Origin of the sequence: Rhodococcus sp. NPDC058639, assembly GCF_042717545.1 — a bacterium.
Taxonomy (GTDB): domain Bacteria; phylum Actinomycetota; class Actinomycetes; order Mycobacteriales; family Mycobacteriaceae; genus Rhodococcus.
Genome location: NZ_JBHXRF010000004.1, coordinates 371,338 through 389,865, shown reverse-complemented (window position 1 = coordinate 389,865; position 18,528 = coordinate 371,338). Strand labels below are relative to the sequence as shown.

Annotated in this window: 21 protein-coding genes; 14 read left to right on the top strand and 7 right to left on the bottom strand. The window is 67.8% G+C overall.

Features of this window, described 5'->3' with window-relative positions; all coding sequences use genetic code 11:
- Position 1 precedes the first annotated feature (1 nt).
- Genes ruvX through ACFWU2_RS10120 form a run of 3 tightly spaced genes read left to right on the top strand, consistent with a single transcriptional unit; the run spans position 2 to position 3,121 of the window.
- Entirely contained in the window at positions 2-520 is a 519-nt protein-coding gene (ruvX, locus tag ACFWU2_RS10130) for a Holliday junction resolvase RuvX (protein ID WP_378604767.1), read from the top strand.
- A complete protein-coding gene (mltG, locus tag ACFWU2_RS10125; RefSeq protein ID WP_378604763.1) occupies positions 517-2,292 on the top strand; it encodes an endolytic transglycosylase MltG in 1,776 nt (591 codons plus the stop codon). The genes ruvX and mltG overlap by 4 nt, the downstream gene beginning before the upstream one ends.
- Positions 2,282-3,121 carry a shikimate dehydrogenase gene (locus ACFWU2_RS10120; protein WP_378604760.1) on the top strand — a complete coding sequence of 280 codons (840 nt, stop codon included), beginning with the start codon at positions 2,282-2,284 and terminating at the stop codon, positions 3,119-3,121. Before mltG ends, ACFWU2_RS10120 begins: the two co-directional genes overlap by 11 nt.
- Before the next feature lie 73 nt (positions 3,122-3,194).
- Here ACFWU2_RS10120 and ACFWU2_RS10115 read toward each other — a convergent pair whose 3' ends face one another.
- Positions 3,195-4,781 (bottom strand): FMN-binding glutamate synthase family protein, encoded by a 1,587-nt coding sequence (locus ACFWU2_RS10115; RefSeq protein WP_378604757.1) that lies wholly within the window; start codon positions 4,779-4,781, stop codon positions 3,195-3,197.
- 139 nt (positions 4,782-4,920) lie between these two features.
- On the opposite strand from ACFWU2_RS10115, the gene ACFWU2_RS10110 reads away from it, so the two are divergent.
- Positions 4,921-5,274 (top strand): YciI family protein, encoded by a 354-nt coding sequence (locus tag ACFWU2_RS10110; RefSeq protein ID WP_378604754.1) that lies wholly within the window; start codon positions 4,921-4,923, stop codon positions 5,272-5,274.
- 5 nt (positions 5,275-5,279) lie between these two features.
- Positions 5,280-6,530, top strand: coding sequence for an RNA polymerase sigma factor (locus tag ACFWU2_RS10105; protein WP_378605192.1), 1,251 nt, complete (start codon positions 5,280-5,282; stop codon positions 6,528-6,530).
- A 16-nt stretch (positions 6,531-6,546) separates the two neighbouring features.
- Here the strand turns inward: ACFWU2_RS10105 and ACFWU2_RS10100 are convergent, their stop codons facing one another.
- Positions 6,547-6,921, bottom strand: coding sequence for a DUF1622 domain-containing protein (locus tag ACFWU2_RS10100; RefSeq protein WP_378604751.1), 375 nt, complete (start codon positions 6,919-6,921; stop codon positions 6,547-6,549).
- A 254-nt stretch (positions 6,922-7,175) separates the two neighbouring features.
- Here ACFWU2_RS10100 and ACFWU2_RS10095 point away from each other — a divergent pair, with 254 nt between their 5' ends.
- The 6 genes from ACFWU2_RS10095 (at position 7,176) to ACFWU2_RS10070 (ending at position 12,985) form a co-directional block, all read left to right on the top strand.
- Positions 7,176-8,474, top strand: coding sequence for a dicarboxylate/amino acid:cation symporter (locus ACFWU2_RS10095; protein WP_378604748.1), 1,299 nt, complete (start codon positions 7,176-7,178; stop codon positions 8,472-8,474).
- Between the two features lie 160 nt (positions 8,475-8,634).
- On the top strand, positions 8,635-9,234 hold the full coding sequence (locus ACFWU2_RS10090; RefSeq protein WP_378605189.1) for a prepilin peptidase: 600 nt from the start codon (positions 8,635-8,637) through the stop codon (positions 9,232-9,234).
- Positions 9,235-9,282: 48 nt separating this feature from the next.
- The gene (aroC, locus tag ACFWU2_RS10085; RefSeq protein WP_378604745.1) at positions 9,283-10,470 is read left to right on the top strand and encodes a chorismate synthase; all 1,188 of its coding nucleotides are present in this window, start codon (positions 9,283-9,285) and stop codon (positions 10,468-10,470) included.
- Between the two features lie 4 nt (positions 10,471-10,474).
- Positions 10,475-11,035, top strand: coding sequence for a shikimate kinase (locus ACFWU2_RS10080; protein ID WP_378604742.1), 561 nt, complete (start codon positions 10,475-10,477; stop codon positions 11,033-11,035).
- The gene (gene aroB / locus ACFWU2_RS10075) at positions 11,032-12,141 is read left to right on the top strand and encodes a 3-dehydroquinate synthase (protein ID WP_378604739.1); all 1,110 of its coding nucleotides are present in this window, start codon (positions 11,032-11,034) and stop codon (positions 12,139-12,141) included. The genes ACFWU2_RS10080 and aroB overlap by 4 nt, the downstream gene beginning before the upstream one ends.
- A gap of 40 nt (positions 12,142-12,181) precedes the next feature.
- Positions 12,182-12,985, top strand: a complete 804-nt coding sequence (locus ACFWU2_RS10070) for a transglutaminase family protein (protein ID WP_378604736.1) — start codon at positions 12,182-12,184, stop codon at positions 12,983-12,985.
- 8 nt (positions 12,986-12,993) lie between these two features.
- Here the strand turns inward: ACFWU2_RS10070 and ACFWU2_RS10065 are convergent, their stop codons facing one another.
- From ACFWU2_RS10065 to ACFWU2_RS10045, 5 genes are all read right to left on the bottom strand, one after another.
- Complete coding sequence (locus ACFWU2_RS10065) at positions 12,994-13,584, bottom strand: TIGR03086 family metal-binding protein (RefSeq protein WP_378604733.1); 591 nt, start codon at positions 13,582-13,584, stop codon at positions 12,994-12,996.
- A 56-nt stretch (positions 13,585-13,640) separates the two neighbouring features.
- A complete protein-coding gene (locus ACFWU2_RS10060; protein WP_378604730.1) occupies positions 13,641-14,498 on the bottom strand; it encodes an alpha/beta fold hydrolase in 858 nt (285 codons plus the stop codon).
- A complete protein-coding gene (locus ACFWU2_RS10055; RefSeq protein WP_378604728.1) occupies positions 14,495-14,923 on the bottom strand; it encodes a helix-turn-helix domain-containing protein in 429 nt (142 codons plus the stop codon). The genes ACFWU2_RS10060 and ACFWU2_RS10055 overlap by 4 nt, the downstream gene beginning before the upstream one ends.
- 74 nt (positions 14,924-14,997) lie before the next feature.
- Positions 14,998-15,426, bottom strand: coding sequence for a hypothetical protein (locus ACFWU2_RS10050; protein WP_378605186.1), 429 nt, complete (start codon positions 15,424-15,426; stop codon positions 14,998-15,000).
- Positions 15,427-15,507: 81 nt separating this feature from the next.
- Positions 15,508-16,086, bottom strand: coding sequence for a B-4DMT family transporter (locus tag ACFWU2_RS10045; RefSeq protein WP_378604725.1), 579 nt, complete (start codon positions 16,084-16,086; stop codon positions 15,508-15,510).
- Between the two features lie 73 nt (positions 16,087-16,159).
- Here ACFWU2_RS10045 and ACFWU2_RS10040 point away from each other — a divergent pair, with 73 nt between their 5' ends.
- Genes ACFWU2_RS10040 through nusB form a run of 3 tightly spaced genes read left to right on the top strand, consistent with a single transcriptional unit; the run spans position 16,160 to position 18,365 of the window.
- Positions 16,160-17,257 (top strand): M24 family metallopeptidase, encoded by a 1,098-nt coding sequence (locus ACFWU2_RS10040; RefSeq protein WP_378604722.1) that lies wholly within the window; start codon positions 16,160-16,162, stop codon positions 17,255-17,257.
- A gap of 34 nt (positions 17,258-17,291) precedes the next feature.
- On the top strand, positions 17,292-17,855 hold the full coding sequence (gene efp / locus ACFWU2_RS10035; protein ID WP_378604719.1) for an elongation factor P: 564 nt from the start codon (positions 17,292-17,294) through the stop codon (positions 17,853-17,855).
- Positions 17,856-18,365, top strand: a complete 510-nt coding sequence (gene nusB / locus ACFWU2_RS10030) for a transcription antitermination factor NusB (RefSeq protein WP_378604716.1) — start codon at positions 17,856-17,858, stop codon at positions 18,363-18,365.
- Positions 18,366-18,528: the final 163 nt, after the last annotated feature.

The window sequence follows — 18,528 nt, the reverse complement described above, 5'->3', positions numbered from 1 at the left end:
CGTGGCTGACCTGCCGGGCCCGGATCGACCCGGGGCCGACGACCCCGGCCGAGGCCGACGAATCGGGATCGACGTCGGGAGCGTGCGGATCGGGGTCGCCTCGAGCGACCCCGATTGCATCCTCGCCACGCCCGTCGAGACCGTGCCGCGCTCGAAAGACCGCGGTCCCGACGCGCCGGATATCCGGCGCATTGTCCAAATCGTTATGGAATACGAGGCCGTTGAGGTTATCGTCGGGCTGCCGCAGACGCTGCGCGGTGAGCCCGGCAAGGCCGCGAAACTGGCGAGCGAGTTCGCTCGCCGCATTCGCAGGCAATTGCCCGACGTTCCCGTGCGCATGGCCGATGAACGTTTCACCACGGTCACTGCGGCGCGTGCCCTCCGCGAGAGCGGGGTGAGCGCAAGGGGCGCGCGGCCGGTGATCGACCAGGCCGCGGCCGTGGCCATATTGCAGGGTTGGTTGGACGAGCGGAGCGCAGCAGTGAACGAAGCCGACGGAGACCTCGGGGGAAGCCGGTGAACCGGCACGGGCAGTCCGACGACCGTTCCGAACCCACACGGCAAGGGTTGTTCTCCGATCCGTACGCCGGTAGTTACAGGGGACCGGCGGATCGGCGTGGCGAAGGCGACTACCGCTACGACACTCCACCGCAGTCACCGCTGCCACCGCAGGCACCGCACCCGACGCGTTCGCCGGACGACGACGAGACGAACGTGCTGCATTTCGAGCAGGGGGCCTTCGACGGTCCGCCTCCCGGTCACGCACCCGGCTCCGGCTATCCGCCCGAGCAGAGCGGACAACGACCCGGCTACGCCGACGACGAGTACGCCGACGGGTACTCCTACGCACAGCGGGAGGGGTACCGCTACGACAACACCGGCGATGCCTACGACGGCTACGACGCCACCGGAGACGGGTACGACGGCGACGGCTACAGCCGCCACCCCGCGCCTCGGGACGGGAACGATCCCTACCCCGCGGCCGCACCGGGCCGCGACTACGTCGGCACCCCAGACGACGAGTACGACGAAGACGACTACGACTCGTCCTCGTACGACGACGAGGACTACGCCGAGACACGCGCGGTACCCGCGGCTGTCGGCGCGGCGTCGCCCCGGGGCAAACGAACCGGAGGCGCCGTCGCCCGCAAGAAGCGCGGACGCATCCTCGGGTCGCTTGCCGCGGCGCTGGTGCTCGTCGTCGTCCTGGGCGGTGGCTATTTCGCCTACACCAAGCTGGCCGGGCCCGATCCCGCGCCCGACTTCACCGGGCCCGCCGGACCCGAGGTCGTCGTGCAGGTGCAGCCGGGAGACACGGCACAGGAGATCGGCACCGAGTTCGTGGAGAAGGGCGTCGTCGCCAGTTCCGCGGCGTTCTACGAAGCCGCCGTGCAGAACTCCGGCATGAACGCCCTGCACCCGGGCTACTACCGGGTGCCGACCAACGTCCCGGCGGTCGACGCTGTTTCGGCGCTGGTGAGCGACACCAGCCGCGTGGGCGCATTCGTCGTTTCCGAGGGCCGGCAGCTTCACGACATCCGCGACGTCAATACCGGCGCGGTGCGCAAGGGCATCTACACCCTCATCTCCGAAGCAAGCTGTTACGACGACGGCGGCACGCCGACCTGCCTGACCTACGAGGAACTCGAAGCAGCGGGCGCGAGCCCCGACCTCGAAGCTCTGGGAGTGCCGGAATGGGCGCGCGAGGCGGTCGCGAACGTCCCAGACCGTGCACGCCAGCTCGAAGGGCTGATCGCAGCCGGAAGCTGGGATATCGATCCGAGCGCGGAACCGATCGAGGTCCTGCGCAGCCTCGTCTCCGCGAGCGCCACCAAGTACGACGAGACCGGTATCACCGCAGCCGCGGCGAAGGTGGGGCTGACCCCCTACGAACTGCTGGTCGCTGCGTCGCTTGTCGAGCGGGAAGCACTGCCGGCCGATTTCTCCAAGGTCGCCCGCGTCATCCTCAACCGCCTCGAAATCGGGCAGATGCTGCAGTTCGACTCCACGGTGAACTACGCACTCGACGAAACGGAACTCGCCACCACCGACGCGGACCGCGCACTCGTCACCCCGTGGAACACCTACGCGAGCGTGGGCCTGCCCGCGACTCCCATCTCGTCGCCGAGCATCGGTGCCCTCCAGGCGGTGGAGAATCCCGAACCCGGCGAGTGGACCTACTTCGTGACGATCGACGAGAAGGGCACGACCCTGTTCGCGAACAACTACGAAGAACACCTCGTCAATACCCAGAAGGCTCTGGAAAGCGGAATTCTCAACAGTGGCAGATGATCTGAACGCGGTAGCCCGCAGGGCCGCGGTCCTCGGGAAACCGATCGAACATTCGAAATCCCCGCTGCTGCATCTCGCGGCGTACCGGGCGCTCGGGCTGACGGACTGGACCTACGACCGGATCGAGTGCACCGGCGAGGAACTCCCCGGTCTGGTGTCGGGTTTCGGGGACGAGTGGATCGGTGTCTCGGTGACGATGCCCGGCAAGTTCGCGGCCCTGGAGTTCGCGACCGAGCGCACCGAACGCGCCGTGACGATCGGGTCGGCGAACACCCTCGTGCGGGTGCCCGGAGGGTGGCGCGCGGACTGCACCGATGTCGACGGCGTCACGGGAGCGCTGCGTTCCGGCGGGGTACGCGACCTGAGCGGCGGATCCGCGGTCGTCGTGGGTTCGGGTGGCACCTCTCGTCCCGCGCTCGTGGGTCTGACGGACCTCGGTGTCCGCAGCGTCACGGTGGTCGCGCGCGACGAGGGGCGTGCCCGGGCCACGTTCGACTGCCTCGGGGACGCCATCGAGGCGCGGTGGGTGCCGTTCGACGCTCCCGGCCTCGGACAGGTGTGCGCGGAGGCGGACGCCTTGGTGAGCACTGTGCCCGCTGTCGCCGCAGCGCCGTACGCCGACGCACTCGCCCGCGCTCCGTACATTCTCGATGCGATCTACGATCCGTGGCCGACGCCGCTCGCCTCGGCGGCCGAAGCCCGCGGGACGGTGGTCATCAGTGGACTGCACATGCTCCTCAACCAGGCGTTCGGGCAGGTGGAGCAGTTCACCGGCCTGCCCGCACCCCGAGAAGCCATGGCGCGCGCGGTGGGCCTGGACTACGCCTGAGACCGGGCGGGCGTGTAGCACAACGGCACGAGAACCGGTTGCCGACGACTTGCCGTTCGGCTTGTGTGGCTCGCTACGTTCCCGGGGGCTTGGTCGCGGCTCCCGGTGACCCCGCGCCGCCGGAGGCCTCGGGTGCGCCGGCTGTCATGATGCGGGTGATCTCCTCGCGTTCTGCGAGGCTCGGCAACCCCCAGTCCGTCCGGTAACCGTAGAGTTCGGCGAGGGTCACCGAATGCCGGTTGCCGTCGGCGACTTCGACGTCGTCGGCACCGATCAGGCTCGGGTGTGCCACCCCACATGCCTCTGCCACTTTGAGGACGTCGCGCCGTAGCGCCCGCAGATAGCTGTCGACTCGTTCGGCCTTGGAGGGAATGTCCAGGCCCCGCTCCAGCCATCGGTTATGGCTGGCGACTCCGGTCGGACAGGTGTCGGTGTGGCACTTCTGGGCCTGGATGCAGCCGAGGGCGAACATCGGTTCGCGGGCGACATTGAGCATGTCGCAACCGAGGGCGAATGCGGCCGCGGCATTGTCGGGCATGCCGAGCTTGCCCGATCCGATGAACGTGACGTGTTCGGCGAGGCCTGCTTCGGCGAACTGCCGATAGACCCGCGCGAAGCCGCTGCGGAACGGCAACGACACTGCGTCGGTGAAGACGAGCGGAGCGGCGCCGGTGCCGCCCTCGCCCCCGTCGATGGTCACGAAGTCCACGCCCCGCTCGCCGCCGCGCATCGAATCCACGAGAGAGTGCCAGAACGTCGGATCACCCACGGCCGCTTTGATTCCCACCGGGAGTCCGGTTTCGGAGGCGACGCGTTCGACGAAGTCGAGCATACTGTCGACGTCGTGGAATGCAGTGTGCCGGGACGGACTCACCACGTCGTGGCCCATCGCGACGCCGCGGATCTCGGCGATCTCGGGGGTGACTTTGGTAGCCGGCAGTAGTCCGCCGAGCCCGGGTTTGGCGCCCTGGCTCAGCTTGATCTCGATCGCCTTGACCGGTGCCGACTCCGTGAGTGAGACGAGCCGGGCGAGGTCGAACCTGCCCTCCGCGTCGCGGCACCCGAAATAGGCGGTACCGATCTGGAAGACCAGGTCGGCGCCGTGGCGGTGATAGCGGGACAACCCACCTTCGCCGGTGTTGTGCATACATCCGGCGGACGCGGCGCCCTTGTTCAGTGCGGTCACTGCGGCCGAGGACAGGGAACCGAAGCTCATCCCCGAGATGTTGACGAACGAACGAGGCCGGAACGCTTTCGCCCGACCTCGTGGTCCGCCGAGAATCTTCGCCGAGGGCACCTCGAGTCCCTCACCGCTGTGTGGCGCGCCGTACGCGGGGACCTGTGAGAACGTGCGGTGTTTGATGATCGTGTATCCGTCGGTGTATTCGACATCGTTGTCGGTACCGAACCCGAAGGTGTTGTTCTCCTGCTTCGACGAGGCGTACACCCATCGGCGCTGATCACGGGTGAACGGACGCTCCTCGTCGTCGCGGGTGATGATGTACTGCCGCAACTCCGGCCCGACGGCTTCGAGGAGATATCGTCCGTGTCCTATGACCGGAAAGTTCCGCAACAGCGAGTGCTTCCGCTGCAGCATGTCGTACGAAGCCACCGCGGCCAGCGCCGCAGCCGGGATGCCGAGGGCCTTCGACCACTCCATGACTTCACGCTAGGCGGAATGAGCCGTCCTCGTGCCCACTTACCGTTCGTCTTCTCGGCCGAATGTCGAATCTGGCGCCTATCGTTCGTGTAGTAGGTGAACGGCCGGAACAGCCGGCCACCTCGAGAAGGATTCGGCAATGGTCCAGTACCTGCTCAGCATCTATCAACCCGACGGCGATCCGCCGCCGCCCGAGGAACTCGAGCCGATCATGCGGAAGCTGGAGGTCCTCCAGCGTGAACTGCGCGAGGCCGGAGCGTGGGTTTTCTCCGGAGGCCTCCACGGGGCAAGCACGTCGACCGTCGTCCGGGCAGGCAGTCAGGGCGTCGTGACGACCGACGGGCCCTACATCGAAGGCAAGGAACATCTCGGGGGCTTCGACGTCATCGAGGCGCCGGATCTCGACGCTGCGCTCGTCTGGGGTCGCAAGCTCGCCGAGGCCACCACCTTGCCGATCGAGGTGCGGCCCCTGCAGTGGGGATCGTGCGGCTGAATCCGATGTCGGTCACGTCGACACAGATCGAACGGATCTTCCGCGACGAGTACGGACGCGCGGTCTCGGTGCTCACCCGCGTCTTCGGCGACCTCGACCTCGCCGAAGACGCGGTGCAGGAGGCATTCACCGTCGCGGTGGACCGCTGGCCCGGCGAGGGGATCCCACCCAGCCCAGCCGGGTGGATCATCACCACCGCGCGACGCCGCGCCATCGACCACGCGCGGCGCGAGGTCCTGCGGGACGCCAAACACGCCGACGCAGCGAGGCTTCGCGGCGTGCCGGAGGACGACGTCGTCGACGTTCTCCCCGGACCCGGCCTGCCCGACGACCGGTTGCGACTGATCTTCACGTGCTGCCATCCCGCGCTCGCCCCGGCAACCAGGGTGGCACTGACCCTCCGCCTGCTCGGCGGTCTCGGTACCGCGCAGATCGCGCGCGCATTCCTGGTCCCCGAACCGACTATGGCGCAACGTATTTCACGAGCAAAGGCCAAAATCCGCGACGCCAGGATTCCCTTCCGCACGCCGTCCGCGGACAACCTTCCGGAACGGCTGGGCGCGGTGCACGCGGTGCTGTATCTGATCTACACCGAGGGGCACACCGCCGGGAGCGGAGCAGCACTCGGCGACACCGACCTCAGTGCCGAGGCGATCCGGCTCCTCCGACAGCTGGTCGAACTCCTGCCCGACGACCCCGAAACCATGGGACTGCTGGCGTTGATGCTCTTCGGCGAGTCGCGTCGCGCCGCACGGACCACCGCCGACGGGCGGATGGTGCTTCTCGCGGACCAGGATCGCTCCCGCTGGGATCGGAACCTGATCCGAGAAGGCCAGGCCCTCGTCCGGCGCTGCCTCCAACTGAACCGGCCCGGTCCGTATCAGCTCCAGGCTGCGATCGCTGCCGTGCACGCAGACGCGGCGACCGCCGCTGCGACCGATTGGTCGCAGATCGTGCAGCTCTACGACCACCTTCTCGCCCTGCACCCCACTCGCGTCGTGGCGCTCCACCGGGCCATCGCCCTCGCGGAGACCGACGGGCCCGAGGTGGCCCTCCAGATCGTCGACGAACTGGATCTCGACCGCTACCACGTCTTCCACGCGGCGCGCGCGGATCTTCTGCGGCGTCTCGGCCGGCAGCGCGACGCGGCGGCCGCGTACGCGAGGGCCGCGACCCGCACCGCGAACACCGTCGAGCGTGCCTATCTGTCGGGCCGGAGCAACGAACTCGGAGAGGTCGGTCGGAGTGACGGCTGACGGTGCCGGCGCGGCGTCAATCAGCCGGGGGAGTGGCGGGCACGTCCGCCTCCGTACGCCGCTGCCACGGCCAGCGTCCGTCGATCTCGAGTTGCAGCGACCAGCTGAGGAACGTTCTGATCAGGACGATCAGCGCGAGGACCCCGACAGAGGTGAAGGTAGGGGTGACCGCCACGGTTTTGATGATGTCGGCGGCCACCAGGAATTCCAGACCGAGCAGGATCGATCGGCCCAGACTGCGCCGATACTGCTCGTAGACCGCGACCCCGGGGGAGCGCACCCGAGCCGCCACCGCGGTCCACGTGGCGAACGCGGCTCCCAAGACGATGGCCGCGACACCCACGACGTCGATTGCAGAACCGACGTGCTCGAGGACCGACGAAAGCTCCATATCCAGCGTTCCTTCCGGTGACCGGCAAGCCCTCCCTGCCCTCTCTGTCGATGCTCGCAGAGTCCGCCGATTCTGCGCCGGAACTTCGGTCCGAGTCGACGAAGTGTTGGCGGGGCTTCGACGACCTCGGGCACCCCGGCGCTGCAACGACGCCGTAATGAGCAGGCAACTCCGATGAAGTGAGCGCCGCTTACGTTTGCGCCGTCACGTTCGTTCTGTTCGAACGTGGCCGAGGCACGGAGTCGGGAGATTCGATGAACTTGGTGAGGAATTCAGGAGTCCACATCGGACTCGCTGCCGTCGCGGGGCTGACATTCGGGTTGATCGTCGGGGAATGGGCGGCGAATCTGCAGTTCGTCGGCGACATGTTCATCCGGTTGATCCAGATGTCCATCGTTCCGCTGGTGATGGCGTCGGTCATCGTGGCAACCGGATCGATGAGCGGCACCGGGACCGGCAAGATCGCGTTCCGGACCTTCAAGTGGATGATCGGGTTCTCCCTCGTGGCAGCGGTTCTGGCCTGGGTTCTGAGTTCGGTTATCCGCCCGGGTGACGGCATGGTCTTCGGTGGCGAGGTGGATTCGGCGCTCGAGGCGTCTGCGGGCGAGGCCCTCGGTTGGCAGGACACCGTCGTGAACTTCGTCTCGAAGAACATCTTCGACGCGATGTCGACGGCGACGATGGTTCCCATCATCGTCTTCTCGTTGCTGTTCGGTATCGCGCTGCGCCAGCACATCACGAAGACCGGTGACGATCGCGTCCTTACCTTTGTCGATCAGGTGCAGCAGATCGTGCTGACGATGATCAGGCTGGTCATGTACGTCGCCCCCATCGGTGTCTTCTGCCTGCTGGCCTCCTTGGCCGGTGATGTCGGGTTCTCGGTCGTGACCACCGGCCTGAAGTACCTGGGTACAACGCTTCTCGGCGTGCTCATCCTGTTTGCGCTCTTCGTCGTGGTGGTGAGCGTGCGGACCGGGTTGAGCCCGTGGAAGCTGCCGTCCAAGCTCGCCGAGCAGACGGCGATCGCGATCACCACGACCAGTTCGGCGGTGACGTTCCCGACGGTTCTGAAGAACACGGTGGAGAAGGTCGGCGTCAGCCAGAAGATCGCGAACTTCACGCTGTCGGTGGGACTGACGATGGGCTCCTATGGTGCCGTCCTCAATTACATGATCGTCGTGATGTTCTTTGCCCAGGCCGGAGATGTCGACCTGAGCGTCGGGCAGATCCTTCTCGGCATGGGCTTGGCGATCCTGCTCAACATGGGAACCATCACCGTGCCCGGCGGCTTTCCGGTGGTGGCGATGTTCCTGGCTACCTCGCTCGGTCTGCCGTTCCAGGCGGTGGGCCTGCTGATCGCCGTCGACTGGTTCACCGGTATCTTCCGGACTTTCCTCAACGTCAACGGCGACACCTTCGTCGCGATGCTGGTCGCCAACGCCGACGGCGAAATCGACCGCGACGTCTACGACGGCCGCAAGGAAGTCACCGCCGACACCCTCGACGTCGAGGAGTTCGACGACATGCTGGCGCGCGCCGACCGCGCGGACTGAACCGTCCGAGCTCGCCTTCGCGGCCGAGCGGTTCGTGCTTCGCCTGGCGGCTGCGGCCGATTCGAGTTTGTCCACAGGGAGCGTGTTTCTCCCCGGAACGCCGACCAGGACGTCGGCCGGAGCCGGATGTACCGCCCGCTGCTGCACGCTGGCATCCGTGATGATCGTGGGGGGTGTGGTCGCGGGGGCCGCGGTGGGTTCGGTGGTGTACGCGCTGGCAGCACGACTGGCGGGCAGAGTGCCCGCGGCCGGGATGTGCGAGATCGCGTGTGCGGTGATCGGGGCCGGGGCAACCCTCGGCGGCACAGCGCACGCCACTGTCGCCTTCGCGCTTCTCGGGTGGTGGAGTGTCGGCCTGGCCACCGTCGACATCCTGGTACGGCGGTTGCCGAATTTCCTCACCCTCGGCGGCGGAGCCGCGGTAGTTTCCGTCGCCGGGATCACCGGCCACGGCTCTGCGGCGCTGGCAGGCGCCGCACTGATGACGGCTCCGATGCTCGTCGTGCACCTGGCTTCCCCTCGGTCGCTGGGAGCCGGCGACGTCAAACTCGCGGTTGCGCTCGGCGCCGCCACCGCCGTCGCCGGCACCCGGGCGTGGCTCGTCGCGGCACTGCTCCCGTCGGTGCTGACAGTGCTGGTCGTGGCGGTCCTCGGAGTCGTGCGCCGCCGGGCTCCCCGTGCGGAGCCTGCGCCGGCCGGGGTGCCGCACGGGCCCTCGATGTGCGCCGCTGCGTTGCTCGGATTCTGCATGGAGCAATGACCAGGGGTGGCGTCACCGCGCAGGCGGCGCGCGTGGAAGGATGACGGAGTGCTGCGTTGGATAACTGCCGGAGAATCCCATGGTCCCGCCCTCGTCGCGATGCTCGAGGGGATGATCGCCTCTGTCGAGGTGACATCGGACGACATCGCAGACCAGCTCGCGCGCAGGCGGCTCGGTTACGGCCGTGGCGCTCGCATGAAGTTCGAGGCCGACAAGGTCACCATCATCGGTGGTGTCCGGCACGGGCGCACCCTCGGTGGCCCGATCGCCATCGAGATCGGCAACACCGAGTGGCCCAAGTGGGAAACCATCATGTCCGCCGACCCCGTGGCCCCGGAGCTGCTCGACGGCCAGGCGCGCAACGCGCCGCTCACGCGCCCCCGCCCCGGTCATGCCGACTACTCGGGCATGCTCAAGTACGGATTCGACGACGCGCGGCCGGTGCTCGAACGTGCCAGCGCGCGCGAGACGGCGGCGCGAGTCGCTGCCGGAACTGTGGCCCGCAATTTCCTCCGGCAGGCATTCGGTGCCGAGGTCGTCTCTCACGTGATCTCCATCGGGGCTTCCGAGCCGTACGTCGGCCCCGAGCCCGGAGCCGACGATCTCGCGGCGATCGACGCGAGCCCGGTGCGGGCGTTCGGTAAGGCCGCCGAGGAATCGATGATCGCCGAGATCGAGGCCGCCAAGCGCGACGGTGACACGCTCGGCGGCATCGTCGAGGTCGTCGTCCACGGTCTGCCCGTCGGACTCGGATCGTTCGTCAGCGGAGCCGACCGCCTCGACTCGCGACTTGCCGCGGCACTCATGGGAATTCAAGCGATCAAGGGTGTCGAGGTCGGCGACGGCTTCGAGACTGCGAGGCGACGCGGCAGCGCCGCTCACGACGAGATGCGCCCCGGGCCCGACGGTGTGCTCCGTTCCACCAACCGCGCAGGCGGTATCGAAGGTGGCATGACCAACGGCGAGACCTTGCGGGTACGCGCCGCGATGAAGCCCATCTCGACGGTCCCGCGGGCACTTTCGACCGTGGACATGACCACCGGTGACGAGGCTGTCGCCATCCATCAGCGTTCCGACGTGTGTGCAGTCCCGGCTGCCGGCGTCGTCGCCGAAGCGATGGTGGCGCTCGTCGTCGCGCAGGCCGCCCTGGAGAAGTTCGGCGGTGACTCGCTCCCGGAAACGGTGAGCAACATCGAGCACTACCTGAAAGGTGTTGCGGCGCGCCCGCCGCGGTAGAGGCATGGCGCCGCGCGCAGTGCTCATCGGTCCGCCCGGGGCGGGCAAGTCGACCATCGGCCGACGAGTCGCCCAGGCGCTCGACCTGTCGTTGCTCGACACCGATGCGGAAATCGAACGCACCACCGGCCGCACCATCCCCGAGATCTTCGAGCAGGACGGCGAACCGGTGTTCCGCCAGATCGAGGAGAATGTCGTCGCCGAAGCACTCGCTCAGCACGACGGCATCGTCTCGCTCGGCGGTGGCGCCATCCTGTCCGACCGGACGCGGCAACGTCTGGCCGGGCACACCGTCGTGTATCTCGAACTCAGCGTGGCCGAGGGGTTGCGGCGCACCGGCAACAACACCTCACGGCCCCTGCTCAACGGGGGAGACCCCGCCCAGAAATATCGCGATCTGATGCGCCGCCGCCGCCCGTTGTACCGGCAGTCGGCGACCATTCGGGTGCGGACCGACGGTCGCAGTCCCGGCCGCGTCGTCCAGCAGGTCCTCGCCAAACTCGGTGCGGCGGAAGATGCCGCTGCTGTCCAGACCACTCCAGAGAATCGGAGCACCACACCGTGACCGAACCGGTACGCATCGACGTCAACACAGCCCATCCCTATCCCGTGGTCATCGGACGTGGGTTGCTCGGCGACCTCGTCGGCGCGCTGTCCGGCACCCGGACCGTCGCCATCTTCCACCAGCCCACGCTCACCGAGACCGCCGAGGCGGTGCGGGAGGCGCTCGCCGAGACGGGAATCGACGCCCATCGCATCGAGATCCCGGACGCCGAAGACGGCAAGGAACTCGCGGTCGCGGGGTTCTGCTGGGAGGTTCTCGGCAGGATCGGCCTCACTCGGTCCGACGCGATCGTGAGTCTCGGCGGCGGAGCAGCCACCGACCTCGCGGGGTTCGTAGCCGCGACCTGGATGCGCGGGGTGCGGGTTTATCACGTACCGACGACACTGCTGGCGATGGTCGATGCTGCGGTCGGCGGGAAGACCGGGATCAACACCGAGGCGGGTAAGAACCTCGTGGGGGCGTTCCACGAACCGTCGGCGGTGTTCGTCGACCTCGCGACACTCGAGACGGTGCCCCGCAACGAGATCATCGCCGGACTCGCGGAGGTCATCAAGACCGGATTCATCGCAGACCCGGTGATTCTCGACCTCATCGAAGAGGATCCGGCAGCCGCGGTCGATCCGCTCGGGACGGTGCTTCCCGAATTGATCCGTCGTTCCGTCGAGGTCAAGGCGAAGGTTGTCGCCGCCGACCTCAAGGAATCCGATCTGCGCGAAATCCTCAACTACGGGCACACTCTCGGGCACGCGATCGAGCGGCGCGAGCGTTACCGGTGGCGTCACGGCGCCGCCGTGTCGGTGGGTCTGGTGTTCGCCGCGGAACTCGGGCGGCTCGCAGGCCGGCTCGACGATGCCACCGCGGAGCGCCATCGGGCGATCCTCGAATCCGTCGGGCTGCCCACCACCTACGATCCCGACGCGTTCGGTGATCTCCTCAAGGGAATGCAGAGCGACAAGAAGAACCGCGCGGGGCTGCTGCGCTTCGTCGTGCTCGACGGTCTCGCGAAGCCCGGACGGCTCGAAGGACCGGATCCGGCCTTGCTGGTAGCCGCGTATTCCGAGGTGGCGCGTCAGGGTTCGGCCGACGCGGGGACCGTTCTGCTCTAGCGGTTCGGCGTCCGAGGGCGACGGGTGGCACGATCGTCGTATGAAACGTGAAGTCGCCGCCGCGCTCGAGTTCGAAGTCACCGAGCCGACCCGAATCGAAATGAAGATCGCTGTGGCGAACCCGGACGACGCCGAGGTTCGTGAGTCGATGCGTGTGGTCCACAACGACGACGAGATCACCGCCCGGGAGGTCGTGGTCGAGCACGGAACCCGAATCCACATGCTCGACTGCGTACCCGGCAAGGTGACGGTCGAGTACTCGGCCACGGTGAACGGTTCGTTCCCCGCGACACCGGTGACCGAGGCCGACCTGTCGATGTATCTGCGACCCAGCCGCTACGCGGAGGCAGACAAGTTCTTCGGGTTCGCCGCGTCGCGTTTCGGGTCTCCGGAACCGGATGCCGAGACGCTCGCGCGGATCGTCGAGTTCGTCGAGCAGCACCTGATCTACGCGCCGGGAGCCAGTCGCGGTACCGACAGCGCCGCCGACACCCTGCTCACCGGTGCCGGGGTGTGCCGCGACTATGCGCATCTGACGATCGCGCTGTTGCGGGCGGTGAACATTCCCGCGCGGCTCGTCTCCGTCTTCGCTCCGGGCTGCAGCCCGATGGATTTCCATGCCGTCACCGAGGCGTACGTCGACGGCGCCTGGTGCGTCGTGGATCCGACGCGGCTGGCGCCGCGCTCGTCCCTCGTGCGGATCGCGACCGGCCGGGACGCCGCCGACACCGCGTTCCTCGACAACCACGGCGGCAGTCTCACCTTGAAAAGTTCGAAGGTGACCGCCGTCGTGGCCGGAAGTCTGCCGGTCGACGATTACGCGTCATCGGTTCCGCTCGGCTGAGTTCTCCCTCAGCCGGACGGAGCCCAGGACGGATCGCGGCCGGTGAGTCCGAGCAGCCTGTGTAAGGCGGGCGCGTCGCCCGGTACGGAGACGGCGGGGCCGAACAGCGCACGCTCCGCGCGTTGTTCGTCGGACACGGTTCCGGCGAACGCGAGGCACGCGGCGATCTCGTCGGGCTCGCACGCATAGGCTTGTCCGGTCGCGACGGCGAGGTCCCAGCCGTGCACGACGAGTTCGTCGAGTGCGACGAGCCCGGCGGTCTCGCCCGGGAGGTCGATTCCGCCCGCGCGGGTGGTGCCCGTCCACGCATCGGGATCACGCCACGCGTCGGCGAGGGCGTGCAGTCTCGCGGTAGCAACATCGTTCCAGCCGTCCGGAAGCTCACCCGTCGGGAGTGTCGGTGGCGCGTCGGTGAGGCCCTCGACGTCCTTGCTCGCCGCCGCGGTCAAGGCGAGCGTCAGCCCGAGCACGTGGTCCACGAGCATCCCGACCGTCGCCTCCGTGCACGGTGTGGCCGCGAGCAGGTGCTCGTCGCTGATCCCGCCGAGAACCCGGTCCATGCGGCGGGTCGCGCCGGACAAATCGATCATGTCGGTCATCGGTGTCTCCTCTGTGCGAAGGTCACCTGTGTTCCGACCGGCGAAGCGCCCCGAACTCACCGCGAGTCGGTGCGCGAGTGGCTCAGAAAAGTGAGGATCCGGTCGGTCTGCCCGAGGATGGCGTGACCGGCATCGGGCAGAACCTGCACGTCCGCATCGGGGAAGCAGCGCCGTGCGCGCTCCGCGGTCTCGCCGGAATCGAACATGACGTCCCGTGCGCCCACCACCACCAGGACCGGTGCGGTCACGGTACCGAGCGCGTCGTCCGGAAATACCGGGAGTTTCTCCGTCCGGGGCCGGAACGCGCCGAACGTGTGTGCCACGTCGTCGAGCACAGGGGCGGCTTCGGGACCGGTCAGTCCCGTGACCCGTGCGACGGCGCGCCGCCGGCCCCACCGTCCGAACGGCAGCGTCGCCATCGCGGGCAGTATGCGCAGGGGCGTCGGGCGGCCGATGCCGCCGGGGCAGAGGAGAACCAGACGTGTCACGCGGCCGGGTCGCCGGATCACGTAGTCCAACGCGCTCCATCCGCCGAGCGACATGCCGACCATCGCGCACGTGGTGATACCCAGTCCGTCGAGCACCCGGTCGAGCCACCGGGCGGGTTCGTCGGTGTCCAGGCGCGGCCGCGTCGGCGCGCTGAGTCCGGGTTCACCGACCAGGTCGACGGCGTAGGTGCGGAAACTCCCGGCCCACGAGGCGATGTCACCGAGCCACGTCGAACTGTTCGCGCCGGCCCCGTGCAGCAACACGAGGGGCGGAGCATCCGGCGGACCGGACACCACCACGAAGGTCTCGCCTGCGCCGGTCGGGATCCGGACGTGGTCGGAGGGCACCGGCCACGACGCAAGACGCTCGCGATAGCGCTGCAGCACCTGCTCGGCGGCGGTGGCGGACTTGTAGATCGAGTTCATGAGTCGAGCACCCCGTCCATGTAGTCGAACAGTCGGGCCGTCTCGGCGAGGCCGCCGAGCACGACCACCTTCATCCGTCCGCGCTCTTCGTCGTAGACGGTGTCGATCCGGAGTCGTGGTCCGTCGTCGTGGGTGCCCGCGGCGCCGATCAGCACCGTGGTGAGGCGGTGTGCTGTCTCCGGGCTCACGGCATCGATTTCGACGATGCTCGAAACGTCGGTGTGCCGTTGCCTCCGCACCGTCTCGCGCGGCGGCGCCGGTACCGCTCTGCCGGTGAAGGCGTCGAGGTCGGTTTGTGCGATCCGGTACTGCTTGCCGATGCGCACCGCCGGCAGCTTGCCGTCGCGGACGTAGTTCCGAACGGTACGTACGTGCAGTCCGAGGCGTTCGGCGACCTGCTCGACGGAGAACAACGTTTCTTCCACAGAAATACCGTATCGTTCCCTATTGTGATGTCAATAGGGAACGATACGGTATTTTGAGGAATTGAGCGGTGCCGTCAGGTGGTGAGTACCAGAAGGAATCCGCCGCCACCGGCGTCGATCCGCGTCGTGACCGACAGTCCCGGTGCGAGTCGCGAGAGACGGTCCACGAGCCAGTCACCGGCCTCGATCGCGTCGGCCTTGCTCGGGCACCGGGCGACGGCGACGCGGCCACCCTTCCGTGTGAGTTGCTCGACCACACCGATGATCGGGGCGGGATCGACGACGAACAGGTGATCGGGCCACGGCACGACGGGTTTGACCGCGCCCTTCTTGGTGTTGCACGCCCGATGCGCGAGTCGCTCCTGCCCGCCCTTCGCACCCTTCTTCGCAGTCGTGATGCTGTCGACGCTCGGACCGCGCGGATCATTGACCGACATGGTGGCATCCACCGGCTCGTCACACAGCCAGCATCGCCACGCGTCGCGTTCGCCCACTTCGTCCATCTTGCTCATGGGGTCGACGCTACACAGCGGCGTGAGCGGGCCACCGTGCCGCTAGCCCGGTGGCCGGTGACGACCGGCAGGTCAGCGCTCGGGACGTGGCGCGTGCGGGTCGACCGCGGGGAACACCTCGGTGGGTGCGTCGTCGTTGCGCCAGGCGGGGTCGGCGGCGGGCGCGCTCGCAACCGTGGCCGGTTCGCGCTGGTGCCGTGACGCCGGCCGGTCGCTCTCGTCGGCCTTCTCGCCGCGACCTGCGAAGAACCGGCCGGCGGTCACTGCGGCCATCGCCGGGAGGAACACCAGGAGCACCGTGAACGCGGCACCCGAGGTCAGTTCGAACAGAATCGACTTCACGCCGATCGGGATGTCGGTGAGCGTATCGACGAGCCAGGTGAGGAACCCGGCCACGATTCCGGTGACGGCGCCGGCCGCGAGCCACCGCATCGTCAGGTCCTCCCCGTCGTCCGGGTCGGGGTATGCCCTCCGGTCGCGGATTCCGTCGATTCCGGCCCACACGACCGCCGCCAGAATGACGACGGCCAGACCCAGCCAGCGCAGAATCGATCCCTGCAACGGCCACTGCATGAGGGCGGCACCGAGTAGTGCGCGCACGACCACGTGGACGAGGGAAAGCCCCAGTCCGCGAACCAACCACGGTTTCATGTACCCGAGAGTAACGGCTTCGGGCAGGAAAGTGTGTCTCGTCCCACACAGGCTTGCGGGGTAGGTTGGTCGAATGTCCGCAGACCACGCCTCCCGTCGTCGCGCACTGCGTGCCCTGCTCGCCGAGCGCGACCTCGACGCCCTGCTCGTGACCGACCTTCTCAACATCCGGTATCTGACCGGCTTCACCGGCTCGAATGCCGCTCTCGTCGTCGCCGCGGACGACGACTCCGACGAAAGCCGCACCGTGATCAGCACGGACGGCCGGTACGTGACCCAGGTCGCCGCCCAGGTCCCCGACCTGCGCGCCGATATCGCGCGGGCCTCCGCTGCGCATCTCGTCGCCGCCGCGACCGAGCCTCCCGCGACATGGGGGTTCGAAAGTCACGTCGTCACCGTCGACGAGCGTTTCCGGTGGGACGGTCTCGGGAGCGCCGCTCGTTTCGTCCCCGCACCGGGACTCGTCGAAGAATTGCGCATGGTCAAGGACGAATACGAGGTGGGCCTGCTCCGTGAGGCGTGCGCGGTTGCCGACCGCGCACTGGCCGATCTGATCGAGGTGGGCGGTCTGCGCCCGGGGCGTACCGAGAAGGAAGTCGCGCGAGATCTCGAGTGGCGCATGTTCGAGCACGGCGCGGACGGCATCTCGTTCGAGACGATCGTCGCGGCGGGGGAGAACTCGGCCGTCCCGCACCATCGGCCCACCGGCGCGGTCCTCGCAGCCGGAGATTTCGTCAAACTCGACTTCGGTGCCCAGGTGGGCGGATATCACTCCGACATGACCCGCACGTACGTGCTCGGGCACGCTCAGGACTGGCAGCGCGACCTGTACGACCTGGTACTGAGGGCGCAGCGCGCCGGGCGGGAGGCACTCGCGCCGGGTGCGGAGTGCGCCGCGGTGGACGCCGCCGCACGCAGTGTCGTCGCCGCTGCGGGGCATGCGGATCTGTTTCTCCACGGCCTCGGGCACGGGGTCGGACTCGAGATCCATGAAGCGCCGGGAATCGGGGCGGCGGCGACCGGTACACTTGTCGCCGGTGCGGCGGTGACCGTCGAGCCGGGTGTGTACTTCTCGGGGCGCGGAGGCGTGCGGATCGAGGACACGCTCGTGGTGCGGGAGCAGACCCCGGAATTGCTCACGCTCACCGACAAGACATTAACCGTCGTTTGAGGCGGTTTCCCCGACTCTAGGAGACGCGAAGTAAGTGGCTGACACCAGTGATTTCAAGAACGGACTCGTTCTGAAGATCGACGGCCAGCTCTGGCAGATCATCGAGTTCCAGCACGTGAAGCCGGGCAAGGGCCCCGCGTTCGTGCGTACGAAGCTCAAGAATGTGACGTCGGGCAAGACCGTGGACAAGACCTGGAACGCCGGTGTCAAGGTCGAAACCGCTACGGTCGACCGCCGTGACATGACGTACCTGTACAACGACGGCACCGACTACGTGTTCATGGACTCGCAGACCTTCGACCAGATCTCGATCAGCCCCGAGCTGCTCGGCGACGCTGCGAAGTTCCTGCTCGAGAACATGGCCGTGCAGGTCGCGACGCACGAGGACGTTCCGCTGTTCGTGGAACTGCCCGTCACGATCGAGCTCGTCGTCAAGCACACCGATCCCGGCCTCCAGGGCGACCGCTCGACCGGCGGCACCAAGCCGGCGACCCTCGAGACCGGCGCCGAGATCCAGGTCCCGCTGTTCATCAACACCGGCGACAAGCTCAAGGTCGATTCCCGTGACGGCAACTACCTGGGGCGAGTGAACTCCTGAGTGTCCGGTACACAGAAAAAGCTCGGGGCCCGTCACAAGGCCCGTAAACGCGCTGTCGACCTGCTCTTCGAAGCAGAGGCACGCGACGTTCATCCCGCCGACCTCGCGGCCGACCGGGTCGAACTCGCCATCGCGGACGACCAGGTCGCCCCGGTTCCGCCGTATGCGCAGACCATCATCAACGGTGTCGCCGACAACCTCGACGAAACCGATCGCGTCATCGCCGACCATCTGCACGAGTGGACACTCGATCGGCTGCCCGCCGTCGACCGAGCGATCCTGCGCATCGCGGTGTGGGAGTTGTTCCACGCCACGGACGTGCCGCCGGTCGTCGCGGTCGACGAAGCCGTCGAACTCGCCAAGCAGTTGTCGACCGACGATTCGCCGGCATTCGTCAACGGCGTACTCGGCCAGATCGTGGTGGTCGCGGACCAGGTGCGTGCTGCAGCCGCAGCCACCCTGGTCCGGCCGCCTACCGAGGCGCCCTCGCGGGACTCCGACGAGTCCTGACGGGACTTCGGTTCCACCTTCGTTGAGCGGGTTCCCGTGGGCATCGTCCCATCGGAGCCCGCTCACGTGCTTTCATCCCGCGTTTCCCACAGCCGGGGATGTCGACGTCCTGTGTTGCGCTTCACCCGCGCACCGCGCTTTCGGGCAGGTGCACGCTGCTAGG

Bases quoted from the DNA above. Each gene is read 5' to 3' on its own strand.
- ACFWU2_RS10115 (WP_378604757.1), bottom strand. From the start codon at position 4,781: ATGGAGTGGTCGAAGGCCCTCGGCATCCCGGCTGCGGCGCTGGCCGCG.
- ACFWU2_RS10110 (WP_378604754.1), top strand. From the start codon at position 4,921: ATGGTCCAGTACCTGCTCAGCATCTATCAACCCGACGGCGATCCGCCG.
- ACFWU2_RS10105 (WP_378605192.1), top strand. From the start codon at position 5,280: ATGTCGGTCACGTCGACACAGATCGAACGGATCTTCCGCGACGAGTAC.
- ACFWU2_RS10100 (WP_378604751.1), bottom strand. From the start codon at position 6,921: ATGGAGCTTTCGTCGGTCCTCGAGCACGTCGGTTCTGCAATCGACGTC.
- ACFWU2_RS10095 (WP_378604748.1), top strand. From the start codon at position 7,176: ATGAACTTGGTGAGGAATTCAGGAGTCCACATCGGACTCGCTGCCGTC.
- ACFWU2_RS10090 (WP_378605189.1), top strand. From the start codon at position 8,635: ATGATCGTGGGGGGTGTGGTCGCGGGGGCCGCGGTGGGTTCGGTGGTG.
- ACFWU2_RS10080 (WP_378604742.1), top strand. From the start codon at position 10,475: ATGGCGCCGCGCGCAGTGCTCATCGGTCCGCCCGGGGCGGGCAAGTCG.
- ACFWU2_RS10070 (WP_378604736.1), top strand. From the start codon at position 12,182: ATGAAACGTGAAGTCGCCGCCGCGCTCGAGTTCGAAGTCACCGAGCCG.
- ACFWU2_RS10065 (WP_378604733.1), bottom strand. From the start codon at position 13,584: ATGACCGACATGATCGATTTGTCCGGCGCGACCCGCCGCATGGACCGG.
- ACFWU2_RS10060 (WP_378604730.1), bottom strand. From the start codon at position 14,498: ATGAACTCGATCTACAAGTCCGCCACCGCCGCCGAGCAGGTGCTGCAG.
- ACFWU2_RS10050 (WP_378605186.1), bottom strand. From the start codon at position 15,426: ATGGACGAAGTGGGCGAACGCGACGCGTGGCGATGCTGGCTGTGTGAC.
- ACFWU2_RS10045 (WP_378604725.1), bottom strand. From the start codon at position 16,086: ATGAAACCGTGGTTGGTTCGCGGACTGGGGCTTTCCCTCGTCCACGTG.
- ACFWU2_RS10040 (WP_378604722.1), top strand. From the start codon at position 16,160: ATGTCCGCAGACCACGCCTCCCGTCGTCGCGCACTGCGTGCCCTGCTC.